This window comes from Vreelandella arctica (assembly GCF_037070215.1).
In the GTDB taxonomy this organism is placed as follows: domain Bacteria; phylum Pseudomonadota; class Gammaproteobacteria; order Pseudomonadales; family Halomonadaceae; genus Vreelandella; species Vreelandella arctica.
In genome coordinates this window covers 25468-38680 of sequence record NZ_JBANSN010000006.1, presented here as the reverse complement: position 1 = coordinate 38680, position 13213 = coordinate 25468, and the positions used below count along the sequence as shown (strand labels likewise).

Sequence of the window (13213 nt, the reverse complement as noted above, 5' to 3'; positions counted from 1 at the left end):
TTTGTTATGCTGTACCTATAACACTGCAAAGTTTCTTTTATTGACCAGGCTGCAGCATGAAATCACTTATGGATACGTCCTCTACGCAAACAGCTGAAAATGCTTTCCAGCTGCGTTGTGGACGCCACCTGCTGGATCTCTCCTTTCCCCGCGTTATGGGCATCCTTAATGTAACACCCGACTCTTTTTCTGATGGCGGTCAGCACGTAGCGTTAGATGATGCGTTGCGCCATGCCGAGCGAATGTTGGCGGAAGGGGCGGCAATCATTGATGTGGGCGGCGAGTCGACTCGTCCTGGCGCTACGCCTGTCAGCCCCCAGGAAGAGCTTGACCGGGTTGCCCCCGTGGTAGAAATCCTGGTGCGCGAACTGGATGCGCTGGTATCGGTGGATACCAGTTGTCCTGCCGTTATCCGCGAGGCGAGTGAGCTGGGCGCCGGTATGCTTAACGACGTGCGCGCGTTAGAGCGCGAAGGGGCGCTGTTGGCTGCGGTAGGCAGTGGCCTGCCCGTTTGCTTAATGCATCGCCAGGGCGAGCCGCATGATATGCAGCAAGCACCTGCTTATCCGCGCCCAATTGAGGAAGAGGTAGCAGACTATTTGGCCCGTCGAGTGGCCGAGTGTGAGGCGGCCGGGCTGCGCCGTAATCGGCTTTTAATTGATCCTGGTTTTGGCTTCGGCAAAACCGTCGAACACAATCTACGCTTACTCAAATATATGGAGACTCTGCAATCGTTGGAGCTTCCATTGCTGGTAGGTATGTCGCGCAAGAGTATGATTGGCAAAGTGTTAGGCCGCCCGGTAGAGGAGCGTCTTTCCGGTGGTTTGGCACTGGCGGCCATGGCGGTAGAGCGTGGGGCGAATATTCTGCGTGTACATGATGTCGCTGCAACGGTAGATGCAGTCAATATGGCGTGGGCGGTACTACAAGAGGGCTGCGAGCCGCCGCTTAACAAGGAGTCTAACGCATGACAAGGCGCTATTTTGGTACCGATGGTATTCGCGGCACAGTGGGTAAATCGCCCATTACGGCTGATTTTATGCTCAAGCTAGGCTGGGCGGCAGGGCAGGTCTTGCGTCGTGATAAAGGCCGAACGCGGGTGTTAATTGGCAAAGATACGCGTATCTCTGGCTACATGTTTGAATCCGCATTAGAGGCGGGGCTTTCTGCCGCCGGTGTGGATGTGTCGCTGCTGGGGCCAATGCCGACGCCGGGCATCGCCTACTTAACGCGTACGTTCCGTGCCGACGCGGGGATTGTCATTTCGGCATCGCATAACCCCTTCGATGACAATGGCATCAAATTCTTCTCCGCAGAGGGCAAGAAGCTTCCTGATGAAACGGAAGATCGTATTGAGGCCATGCTTGAAGCGCCACTGACCACGGCAGAAGCCGCTCAGTTGGGTAAAGCTACCCGTATCGACGACGCCGCAGGCCGTTACATCGAATTTTGCAAATCAACCCTGCCTGATCGGCTTAGTTTGCACGGTCTTAAAGTGGTATTGGATTGCGCCCACGGCGCCACTTACCATATCGCGCCTAATGTGTTTCGCGAGCTGGGGGCTTACGTCACCACGATCGGCGCTGCGCCCGACGGGTTGAATATTAACCAGCAGGTGGGCTCAACGCATCCCGCCGCACTGCGTGCTGCCGTCATTCAGCAAAATGCAGACTTGGGGATTGCCTTTGACGGTGATGGCGATCGCGTAATGTTGGTTGACGGCGATGGTCGCGAAGTCGATGGCGACGATATTCTCTATTTAATTGCCCGTGATCGTCATGAGCGTGGTTTGCTGCAGGGCGGCGTGGTGGGCACTTTGATGTCTAATTTTGGCCTATCCATGGCGCTGGATAAGCTGGGTATTCCTTTTGAGCGTGCAAAAGTGGGCGACCGTTTTGTCATGGAGCGAATGGCCGCCAACGGTTGGGAGTTGGGCGGTGAGTCGTCGGGTCATATTGTGTGCGGTCATGTGCAGACTACCGGTGATGGTATCGTCTCGGCGCTGCAGGTGTTGGCGCTGATGATGCGCGAGCAGAAGAGCCTGCCGACGCTACTAAAAGAGCTGGAAAAAGTGCCGCAGGCGCTGATTAATGTGCGATTACCCGCCCATACAAGTGCTAAAGAGGTGATGGCATCGGCGCCGCTACAGCAGGCGGTTGCTGCGTTAGAGCATGAACTGGGCGATGAAGGGCGCGTATTGTTGCGCCCGTCAGGCACTGAACCACTGATTCGTGTGATGGTGGAGGGGCGTGCCCATTTGGATGTCGAGCAATTGGCGCACAGCTTGGCTGATCAAGTTCAGGCATTGCTTAAATAAACGTGCCCCACTATTCGATATAGCTAGCTGGTCGATATAGCTAGCTGGCCCAGGAAAGCAAACCTGTGCTTGCAACAGCGGTTGTCTTGACAAGGCCGCTCCTATACCATTTCGCTCCACCTTGAGTGAGGAGAGTCGATGCGTACGCCTTTAATTGCCGGCAACTGGAAAATGAACGGTTCCGTGGCGTTGATCAACGAATTCGGCCAGGCCTTCTCTGCCGCCGTATCGCCAAAGGGCGTGGATGTCGTTATCATTCCGCCGTTCCCTTATTTGGATGCGGCGCGCCTTGCGTTTGAGGGCACGGGACTATCATTGGGCGCACAAACGTTGAATCCCATTCACTCTGGTGCCCATACTGGTGAAGTGAGTGGTCGTATGCTCAAAGAGTTTGCGGTCTCTTACGTCTTGGTAGGGCACTCAGAGCGGCGTCAGCTTTATAAAGAGAGCGACGAACAGATATTTGCGCGCCTGCTAGCGGCATTGAGCGTGGATATCACGCCGATTCTCTGTGTGGGGGAATCCTTGGATGAGCGCGACGCGGACCGCACGATGGACGTGGTGCTGCGTCAAGTAGGGCATGTAATGTCTCACCTGGAGCCAGACCAGCGCAAGCAAGTGGTTATTGCCTACGAGCCTGTTTGGGCAATTGGCACTGGGCGCACGGCATCTCCTGAGCAAGCCCAGGAAGTCATGGCAGGCATTCGTGCTTACCAGGCGGGCTTTGATAAGGGGTTAGCTGAACAGCTGCGTTTGCTATACGGCGGCAGTATGAACGCAAGTAATGCGGCTGAGCTGCTTGCTCAGCCAGATATCGACGGCGGTCTAGTGGGCGGAGCCTCACTCAAGACCGATGATTTTTATGCCATTTGTCAGTCAGCAGGATAACGCCATGCAAGTTGCAATTCTTATGATCCATGTGGTGATTGCGGTCGCCCTGGTGGTACTCATTCTGCTTCAGCAGGGTAAAGGTGCCGAAGCCGGTGCGGCTTTCGGGGGCGGTGCTTCACAAACCGTGTTTGGTTCGCGGGGCAGCGGTAACTTTTTATCGCGCACGACAGCTATTTTGGCGGCGGGTTTCTTCGTTACCTCTATGGCACTGGCTTACTTCGCCACCCAGGCTGGTCAGGCACCAGAAGCAGGTATTCCAGACTCGCGTTTGATCGAGCAGCAGCAAAGCGTTCCGACGCTTGACGACAGGCCTGCAGACGTGGATAATACCGCGCCAGTGCTAGAGGAAAGCAGCGACTAAGTAGTGGATGAATTGACTGCGTAGTTGAAGATTTAACCGCTGTGATTTTGTAGTCTCCCCTGATGCCGAAGTGGTGGAATTGGTAGACACGCTATCTTGAGGGGGTAGTGACCGTATGGTCGTGCGGGTTCAAGTCCCGCCTTCGGCACCATCTGTTTTGCTGGCTCGCCAGCTTCCCAGAATGTCTTTTTGGGTTGTTAAAATGAGAACATCGCATTTAGCAGCTAAAATGAAAGACAGCTTCAAGTAACGTGTTCTTGAAGCAAGTAGTTGTTGACGTAAGTAGCTTTAGTGTCTATTATCGTCGACCTAGATTGATGCGGGGTGGAGCAGTCTGGTAGCTCGTCGGGCTCATAACCCGAAGGTCATCGGTTCAAATCCGGTCCCCGCTACCATTTTCTAGTAGCATGTTTGAAAAGTTGTTTTCTCTATTGCTATAGATTGAAAATAACTTCTATCAGGTAAATCCTGGGGCGTGTTGCTGAAACGGTACTTGAAGATAGTACTGAAGAATTAGTACTTAAGGTTTCTTTTAAAAAGCCCCTTCCAGTGAAGGGGCTTTTTGTTAGCAGCTTTTGGTTAGCAAGAGCATTGGGCTAGCGCCCGCTTGTCGCTAATATGAGTAATCTTAATAGCGGATGCGTCCGGATAACCGGGAGCACATTTCCGAGTAACGCCAATCAGCCACCTAGCTTTTCTAATAACTCCTGGCCAGGTGCCTGATGCAACGGCTATAGGAGCTTTGTCTGTGGCCACTAAACACGCTGCGCTTCACGCGCTGATCGAACCTGTTGTTGCTGCCATGGGCTTTGAGCTATGGGGCATCGACCATCTTTCCCAGGGCAAAAATTCGCGGCTTGTGATCTATATCGAGCGCGAGAGTGGCGTTAGCGTGGAAGACTGCGCAGATATTAGCCGCCAAGTCAGTGCTGTTATGGATGTGGAAGACCCCATTGCCGGTGAGTATCGGTTGGAAGTCTCCTCGCCAGGCATGGCACGTCCCTTGTATTCCCTGGATCAGTTTACCCGCTTTCAAGGTCATCACGTCGCGCTCAAGCTGCGCACTGCCTTTGACGGGCGGCGCAAGTATCAAGGGCTTCTGGTCGGTGTTGAGGGGGATGAAGTACTCATTCAACTGGATGGCGAAGAGTATTGCTTTCCTATTGAGAGTATTGATTCTGCTCACATTGTACCGCAGTTCGACGATTAACCGAGTGGCGGCGCTGCCGGCAGGCTGCCGGGGTGATGCACATAAGGATAGGTTTTCTGGCGAGGCATACGCATGAGTAAAGAAATTTTAATGGTCGTTGACGCGATCTCCAATGAGAAGGGCGTCCCACGTGATGTCATCTTCGAAGCGGTAGAAGCCGCTCTTGCGAGCGCGTCACGTAAGCGGTTTGATAAAGAAGAAGCCAATGTGCGCGTGCATATTGATCGTCGCACCGGTGAATACGAAACCTTCCGCTTCTGGACTGTCGTAGAAGACGACGAGTTTGAAACGCCAGATTATGAAATTAAAGAGACCATCGCCGAGCAGCGTGATCCGCCGCTAAAGTTGGGCGATGTGGTTGAAAAAACCATCGAAAACGCATCGTTTGGTCGTATTGCTGCGCAAACCGCTAAGCAGGTTATCGTACAGAAAGTGCGTGAAGCTGAGCGGGCTGAAGTCGTGCGCCAATATGCAGATCGTGAAGGCGAACTGGTTGCCGGCATTGTTAAGAAAACCACCCGCGACGGTCTGATCATTGATTTGGGCGAAAACGCTGAGGCGTTTTTACCCCGCAATGAAATGATCCACGGTGAGCGTTACCGCATGAATGAGCGGGTGCGTGCCCTGTTGGTCAAAGTAGACCCGGACGCTCGTGGCGCCCAGCTCCAGCTATCGCGGACATGTCCCGAGCTGATCATCGAGCTGTTCAAAATTGAAGTGCCTGAAATCGCTGAGCAGCTGATTGAGATTAAAGGGGCTGCGCGTGATCCCGGTTCGCGCGCCAAAATTGCGGTTAAAACCAATGATCGCCGTATCGACCCCGTGGGTGCCTGTGTGGGTATGCGCGGTTCGCGAGTTCAAGCAGTCTCGTCCGAGCTGCAAAACGAGCGTGTCGATATTGTGTTGTGGGACGACAATCCCGCCCAGTTGGTAATTAATGCCATGGCGCCCGCCGATGTTGGGTCTATCCTTGTTGACGAAGATGCCCACGCGATGGACGTGGCCGTAGCGCAAGATAATCTGGCTCAGGCCATTGGCCGTAGCGGCCAGAACGTGCGTTTGGCCTCTGAGCTTACCGGCTGGCGGATTAACGTCATGACCGAAGAAGAAGCAGAGTCTAAGCGCGACCAAGAGATTGATAGCCTGGTGGACTCTTTCATCCAGCACCTTGAAGTGGATGAAGATGTCGCTCGCCTGTTGGTGGAAGAGGGGTTCACTACCCTGGAAGAAGTCGCCTACGTGCCGATGGAAGAGATGCTCGAAATCGAAGAGTTCGATGAAGAATTAGTAGAGCAGCTACGCGCACGTGCGAAAGACGAGCTGCTGACGATGGCAATTGCCTCGGAAGAAGCGCTAGACGGTGCCCAACCAGCAGCTGATCTGCTGGAGATGGATGGCATGGAGCGCCACCTGGCCTTCATTTTGGCCAGTCGCGGCATTGTCACTATGGAAGATCTCGCCGAGCAGTCTGTCGACGATCTGGTCGATATCGAGGAGTTGGACGAAGCGCGCGCAGCGGCACTGATCATGACTGCCCGTGCGCCCTGGTTTGAAGTCGATGACGCATCGGATTCGAACACACAGTAAACAGGTCACGGGCTGAGGAGGGTCAATATGTCAGATATGACAGTTAAAGATTTCGCAGGAAAGGTGGGCCGTGATGTGCCCCGCCTACTAGAGCAAATGAAAGAAGCAGGTTTAGAGCACGCTTCTGAAAGCGATGCTGTGTCTGAAGAAGATAAGCAAAAGCTGCTGAGTTTCTTGAAGAAAAGCCACGGTGGCAGCGACACGGCTGAAGCGGGCAAAAACCGCATCACGCTGACACGCAAAACCCGTAGCCGTATTAATACTGGCGAGCGTGGCAAAACTATCGAAGTGCAGGTACGTAAGAAAAAGACTTACGTCAAAAGCGCTGAAGATGAGAAGCCGAAAGCGCCAGAGCCTAGCTACACCGGCCCACGCCAATTAGTGGGCGATATGGCGGAAGCGGAAGCTGAGCGCAAAGTAAACGATGCGCGTGTCGCTGAAGAAAAAGCAGCTGCGCAGAAGGCCCAGGCAGCTAAAGCGGCTGAAGAAGCAGCGAGCAAGAAAGATGCCGTCGCTAAAAAGCCAGCTGACGCCAAGCCGAGAGCTGAAAAAGCGCCTGTAACGCCTGATCTCGACGTGCCTAATCTGCAAATCGACGATACCCCGTCTGGTGACGATATGCCGCCGGCGCCGCCGAAAGAGGGCCGCTCTGACCGTCGTACCGCGCCGCCGAAGAAAACGGCAGCGAAGGCCAAAGGTCGTCGTGACGATGAAGATCGTGGTGATCGCGAAGAGCGTAAACGCGGTGGCGGCGGTAAGAAGGTAAAACGTGCCGAACAACGTCGTGGTGGTCGCCGTGGTGGCAACCAAACCGGCAATGGCAAGCACGCTTTCCAGAAACCGACTCAGCCGATGGTGCGTGAAGTATCGATCCCAGAATCGATCAGCGTGGCGGAATTGGCCGACAAAATGTCGATCAAGGCTAACGAAGTGATCAAGGCCATGTTTAACATGGGCGCAGCGGTCACCATCAACCAAACTATCGATCAGGATACGGCGGCGATCGTGGTGGAAGAGATGGGCCATACCGCGAAGCTGGTTAAAGATGACGCGCTGGAAACGGAAATGCTCGAAGGCATCTCCTACGAAGGCGAAGAGATTACTCGCTCACCCGTTGTTACGGTGATGGGTCACGTTGACCACGGTAAAACCTCGCTGCTGGATTATATCCGTAAGGCGAAGGTTGCCACTGGTGAAGCGGGCGGTATTACCCAGCACATCGGTGCGTATCACGTGGAAGATAACCACGGTGGCGTTACCTTCCTGGATACCCCAGGCCACGCGGCGTTTACCGCCATGCGTGCCCGTGGTGCCAAGGCAACGGACGTCGTGATTCTGGTCGTTGCAGCGGATGACGGCGTGATGCCGCAGACCATTGAAGCGATTGAGCACTCCAAAGCCGCTGAAGTACCGATGGTGGTGGCGGTGAATAAGATCGATAAGCAGGGTATCGACCTGGATCGCATCAAGAACGAGCTTTCCCAGCACGGCGTGATTTCGGAAGAGTGGGGCGGTGACACCCAGTTTGTTCACGTGTCTGCTAAGACAGGTGAAGGTATGGAAGAGCTGCTGGAAGCGATCCAGCTGGCCTCCGAAGTGCTTGAGCTAAAAGCCGTGCCTTCCGCGCCAGGTAAAGGTGTGGTGGTTGAGTCACGCCTTGATAAAGGCCGTGGCCCGGTCGCTACCGTACTGGTTCAGAACGGTACACTGAAAAAGGGCGATATCGTCCTGGCGGGTCTGCATTATGGTCGTGTGCGTGCGCTGACCAACGAACTTGCCCAGCAGGTTGATTCGGTTGGTCCGGCCATGCCGGTAGAGATCCAAGGCTTAGGCGGTACACCGGATGCCGGTGATGACTTTATGGTCGTCGCCGACGAGAAAAAAGCCCGCGAAGTGGCTAACTTCCGTCAAGGCAAATACCGCGAAGTACGCCTGGCACGTCAGCAGAAGGCCAAACTGGAGAACATGTTCAGCCAGATGGGCCAAGACGAAGTGGCCAAGGTCAATGTCGTCCTCAAAGCCGACGTTCAAGGCTCCCTGGAAGCGATCAAAGGCGCCCTGGAAGAGCTCTCCACCGATGAAGTGGAAGTGGCCGTGGTTTCTTCGGGTGTGGGTGGTATCACCGGTACCGATGCCAACTTGGCACTTGCTTCTGAAGCCATCGTGGTCGGCTTTAACGTCCGTGCTGACGCTGCTGCCCGCGAGATCATTGAGCGTGAAGGTCTGGATCTGCGCTACTACAGCGTTATTTACCAGCTGATCGACGAGGTCAAACAGGCGATGAGCGGTATGCTCGCCCCTGAGTGGAAAGAAGAGATCGTTGGTATTGCCGAAGTACGCGACGTCTTCCGTGCGCCGAAGATTGGTGCGATCGCCGGTTGTATGGTGATTGAAGGCAACGTGCATCGTAATAAGAAGATCCGCGTGCTGCGTGATGACGTGGTGATCTACGAAGGTGAGCTCGAATCGCTGCGCCGCTTCAAAGACGATGTGCAGGAAGTGCGCAACGGCATGGAGTGTGGTATCGGCGTGAAGAACTACAACGATGTCCAAGTCGGCGATAAGATCGAAGTCTTCGACCAAGTGAAGGTCGAGCGCAGCCTGTAAGGTTGCGAGGAGCTAAACATGCGCGAATTTAAGCGTACCGACCGGGTAGCCGACCAGCTCCAAAAGGAGCTGGCGGTGTTGATCCAACGTGAAGTGAAAGACCCACGTTTAGGTATGGTCACCGTTAGCGGCGTTACCGTTAGCCGTGACCTTGGCTACTCCGATGTCTACGTCACTTTGTTGGGTGAGCAAGAACCCGAGCGTATTAAAGAAAACCTGCAAGTGCTTAAGCGTGCCGCCGGTTTTCTAAGAAGCCAGATTGCTAAGCGCATCAAGCTACGTCACGTACCGGAGCTGCGTTTTCATTTCGATGAAAGCGTGGTGCGTGGTCAGCAACTCTCTTCATTGATTGATGAAGCGGTGACCACGGATCGTGCACGCTATCAAGATGACGAGGATGACGCCGACGCCGAGCAAAGTGAGGAAACTCGCTAGTGGCGCGCCAACGTCGCGGTTTGCCGGTCAATGGCGTACTGCTGCTGGATAAGCCCAAGGGCGTTTCCAGCAACCATGCGCTGCAGCGTGTTCGTCGGTTATTCCAGGCTCAAAAAGCCGGACACACCGGCACGCTAGACCCGATGGCAACCGGCTTATTGCCGATCTGCCTTGGAGAAGCGACCAAGTTCTCGTCGCACTTGCTTGAAGCCGACAAGGTGTATCGCACCCGGGTAGAACTGGGGGTTATCACCGATACCGGCGATGCGGAAGGCTCGGTGATGGAGCAGCATGAGGTTCCCAGCCTAAGCGTCGATGACGTAAAAGCTGTGCTCACCCGCTTTCGCGGTGAGATTGACCAAGTGCCGCCCATGTATTCGGCTTTAAAGCATCAGGGCAAAAAACTCTACGAGTTGGCCCGTGAAGGCAAACACGTAGAGCGTGCAGCACGCCGGATAAGCGTGTATGATGCGCGCCTGCTTTCATTTGATGGCACGGCTTTCGAGCTGGAAGTAAGTTGCAGTAAAGGCACTTATATCCGCACGTTAGCCGAAGATATTGGTCAGGCGCTTGGCTGTGGCGCGCACATTAGTCAACTAAGAAGGCTCAAAACAGGGCCCTTTTTAGCCGACGCGATGTGGACGCTAGAGGCCTTGGAAGCGTTAGCCGACCAAGCCGCCTTGGAAGCTGAGCTAATGCCCGTGGATGTGCTCGTTGATCATTTACCGTTACTGACAGTCGATGACACCGCTCACGCCCGTTTGGCCCATGGCCAGCCCGCTGCTCTCGAAACCGGTGCATTAGCCGCGGACGACGTAGCCAGACTTTATTACGCCGAGACGTTTATCGGCCTTGGTGTAGTGAAAGGTGCCCAGGAAGTGGCGCCTAAGCGGCTGTTAAGTACCGTCGCTATCTCGTAAGGCCTGTTGCAAGGACGCCGCAGACTACGTGAAAATAGTAAGATGCAAGACGCACATAGTAGCTTGAGACTGCAAATATGCGTGGTCTCACCCATTCATTTTTAGGCATATTGCTTACTGGAGATACAGATGGCTTTAACCGCTGAGAAGAAGGCCGAGATCGTCACTGAATACGGCCGCGGCGATAACGATACCGGTTCCCCTGAAGTGCAGGTTGCACTGCTGAGCGCCAACATCAATGGCCTGCAGGACCACTTCAAGACCAACAAGCAGGATCACCACTCTCGTCGTGGTCTGATCCGCATGGTTAACCAGCGTCGTAAGCTGCTGGACTACCTAAAGCGTAAAGATTTCGAACGCTATCAGTCTCTGATTCAGCGTTTAGGTCTGCGTCGTTAAGCGTTAACGGCAATGATTAGAAACGGGCAGCTCCCAAGGAGCTGCCCGTTTTTTTATGTTTCGAGTTGACGACGAGAGGGAACAGGTAGCCCTAACGCGCTCCAGCGCCTAGAATGGTAACGAGTCAAAACGACCTAAACGAATAGACAAGTAGATATTGATAATGCTGAAGGAAGTCGCTGTGAATCCGGTAAAGAAAACGTTCCAGTACGGTCGTAGCACCGTCACGCTCGAAACCGGGCGTATTGCTCGCCAAGCTACCGGCGCTGTCATGGTAACAATGGATGACACCGTCGTACTGTGTACCGTGGTTGCTCGAAAAGAAGCTAACCCGAGTCAGCCCTTTTTCCCCCTCTCGGTACACTACCAAGAGAAAACCTACGCGGTGGGCAAAATTCCTGGCGGCTTCTTCAAGCGCGAAGGGCGCCCCACTGAAAAAGAGACGCTAACTTCGCGCCTGATTGACCGCCCTATCCGCCCGCTGTTCCCCAAAGGCTTTATGAACGAAGTGCAGGTTGTCTGTACCGTTCTCTCTACCGATCGTAACCACGATCCGGATATTGCCGCTTTGCTTGGCACCTCCGCCGCGCTGAGTATCTCTGGCGTACCGTTTAGTGGCCCGATTGGCGCAGCCCGCGTTGGCTTTAACGAAGAACAGGGTTACTTCCTCAACCCGACGGTTGAAGAACTGGCCACCTCTGAGCTCGACATGGTCGTCGCCGGTACTGAAAAAGCCGTGCTGATGGTTGAGTCCGAAGCCAAAGAGCTGCTTGAAGACGAGATGCTGGGTGCCGTACTGTTCGGTCACCAGGAGATGCAGGTCGCTATCAGTGCGATCAACGAGCTGGTCGCCGAAGCGGGCAAGCCGCGCTGGGAATGGCAGGCCGCTGAAGAAAATGTGGCGCTCAAAGCCGCCATGGCCGATGCCTTTGAAGCTAAAGTGGGCGACGCCTACCGCATCACCGACAAGATGCAGCGCCAAGATGCGTTAGCTGAGCTGAAAGCTCAAGCCATTGAGCAGCTGGCAGCCGATGAAGGCGAACCGGTAAATGACAAGTTCAGTAAAGATGACGTGAAAAGTGCCTTTGCTGGTTTGGAAAAACGCGTTGTCCGTTCACGCGTTGTAAAAGGCGAGCCGCGTATTGACGGTCGTGATAACCAAACCGTGCGCCCCTTGGCCATCGAAGTTGGTGTGCTGCCAAAAGCGCACGGTTCTGCCATCTTTACGCGTGGTGAGACCCAGGCGATTGCCGTGGCGACGCTGGGCACGCTGCGTGACTCTCAGCTAATCGAGTCGCTGGAAGGTGAGCGCAAAGATCGCTTTATGCTGCACTACAACTTCCCCCCTTACTCAGTAGGCGAAGCTGGCTTCATGGGTGGCCCGAAGCGTCGTGAAATCGGTCACGGTCGCCTGGCGCGTCGTGGCGTGCAGGCCATGCTGCCTGCCGAAGACGCTTTCCCGTATACCATTCGTGTAGTGTCTGAAATCACCGAGTCTAACGGTTCAAGCTCGATGGCCTCTGTATGTGGCTCTTCGCTGGCCTTGATGGACGCGGGTGTGCCGTTGAAAGCACCGGTCGCTGGTATTGCCATGGGCTTGGTGAAAGACGCCGATGGCTTTGCCGTCTTGACCGATATCCTGGGTGACGAAGATCACCTTGGCGATATGGACTTTAAAGTGGCCGGTTCGGAAGAGGGCATCACCGCCCTGCAGATGGACATCAAGATCGAAGGCATCAACGAAGAGATTATGGAGCTCGCGCTGCAACAAGCACTGACCGCGCGTCTGAGTATTCTCGAGCAAATGAATGTCGTGATCAGCCAGAGCCGTAGCGATGTCTCCGATAACGCGCCGTCGATGGCCACCATCAAAATCGATCCTGACAAAATCCGTGATGTTATCGGTAAAGGCGGCGCGACGATTCGCAAAATTTGCGAAGACACCGGTGCATCCATCGATCTCGACGACGATGGTACCGTCCGTATCTACGCGGAAGATAAAGCCGCTGCGAAACGCGCCATCGACACCGTACTGGCAATTACCGCCGAAGCAGAGATCGGCAAGCTGTACAACGGTAAGGTAGTTCGTATTGCCGACTTTGGTGCGTTTGTTAACATCATGCCGGGGACCGATGGCCTAGTGCACATCTCGCAGATCGTTGCTGAGCGCGTTAATAACGTGCGTGACTTCTTGAACGAAGGCGACGACGTGATTGTTAAGGTGCTGGATATCGACAACCGCAACCGCGTGAAGCTGTCGATGAAAGAGATCACCGAAGAAGAGAAAGCTGCTTTTGCCGCAGAAGCAACGGAAGCCGAAGCCACGATTTAATCAGTTCGATTTAAATCGCTAGTTAGGTTTTTGTTATCGCCCTCGTAGCCTCTGGCTGCGGGGGCGTTATTTTTTGGATAGGATTAGTTTTATTAGAGTTTGTTTTATTAGGATTGGTTTTGTTCGATAAAGAATTGTTCGGTAAAGGTTTTTA

11 protein-coding genes and 2 tRNA genes are annotated in these 13213 nt (G+C 54.3%); all 13 read left to right on the top strand.

Going from position 1 to position 13213, the window contains the following annotated elements:
- Window positions 1–56 precede the first annotated feature (56 nt).
- The 13 genes from folP to pnp all read left to right on the top strand — a co-directional run bounded on the left by folP (window position 57) and on the right by pnp (window position 13059).
- Entirely contained in the window at window positions 57–971 is a 915-nt protein-coding gene (gene folP / locus V8L70_RS07025) for a dihydropteroate synthase (RefSeq protein WP_336269114.1), read from the top strand.
- Complete coding sequence (gene glmM, locus V8L70_RS07020; RefSeq protein ID WP_008958793.1) at window positions 968–2317, top strand: phosphoglucosamine mutase; 1350 nt, start codon at window positions 968–970, stop codon at window positions 2315–2317. The genes folP and glmM overlap by 4 nt, the downstream gene beginning before the upstream one ends.
- Window positions 2318–2455: 138 nt before the next feature.
- On the top strand, window positions 2456–3205 hold the full coding sequence (tpiA, locus tag V8L70_RS07015; protein ID WP_336269113.1) for a triose-phosphate isomerase: 750 nt from the start codon (window positions 2456–2458) through the stop codon (window positions 3203–3205).
- Between the two features lie 4 nt (window positions 3206–3209).
- Entirely contained in the window at window positions 3210–3569 is a 360-nt protein-coding gene (secG, locus tag V8L70_RS07010; protein ID WP_336269112.1) for a preprotein translocase subunit SecG, read from the top strand.
- Between the two features lie 64 nt (window positions 3570–3633).
- A tRNA-Leu gene (locus tag V8L70_RS07005) sits at window positions 3634–3720 on the top strand.
- Window positions 3721–3887: 167 nt separating this feature from the next.
- Window positions 3888–3964, top strand: a tRNA-Met gene (locus V8L70_RS07000).
- Window positions 3965–4317: 353 nt separating this feature from the next.
- Entirely contained in the window at window positions 4318–4779 is a 462-nt protein-coding gene (rimP, locus tag V8L70_RS06995; protein ID WP_008958796.1) for a ribosome maturation factor RimP, read from the top strand.
- Between the two features lie 72 nt (window positions 4780–4851).
- A complete protein-coding gene (nusA, locus tag V8L70_RS06990; RefSeq protein WP_008958797.1) occupies window positions 4852–6366 on the top strand; it encodes a transcription termination factor NusA in 1515 nt (504 codons plus the stop codon).
- 27 nt (window positions 6367–6393) lie between these two features.
- On the top strand, window positions 6394–8973 hold the full coding sequence (infB, locus tag V8L70_RS06985) for a translation initiation factor IF-2 (RefSeq protein WP_008958798.1): 2580 nt from the start codon (window positions 6394–6396) through the stop codon (window positions 8971–8973).
- An 18-nt stretch (window positions 8974–8991) separates the two neighbouring features.
- Window positions 8992–9408: a 30S ribosome-binding factor RbfA gene (gene rbfA / locus V8L70_RS06980; protein ID WP_008958799.1), complete on the top strand. Its 417-nt coding sequence runs from the start codon at window positions 8992–8994 to the stop codon at window positions 9406–9408.
- A complete protein-coding gene (gene truB / locus V8L70_RS06975; RefSeq protein ID WP_336269110.1) occupies window positions 9408–10328 on the top strand; it encodes a tRNA pseudouridine(55) synthase TruB in 921 nt (306 codons plus the stop codon). Before rbfA ends, truB begins: the two co-directional genes overlap by 1 nt.
- 129 nt (window positions 10329–10457) lie before the next feature.
- Window positions 10458–10727, top strand: a complete 270-nt coding sequence (rpsO, locus tag V8L70_RS06970; RefSeq protein ID WP_007111823.1) for a 30S ribosomal protein S15 — start codon at window positions 10458–10460, stop codon at window positions 10725–10727.
- 163 nt (window positions 10728–10890) lie between these two features.
- Window positions 10891–13059: a polyribonucleotide nucleotidyltransferase gene (gene pnp, locus V8L70_RS06965; RefSeq protein ID WP_336269108.1), complete on the top strand. Its 2169-nt coding sequence runs from the start codon at window positions 10891–10893 to the stop codon at window positions 13057–13059.
- Window positions 13060–13213 lie beyond the last annotated feature (154 nt).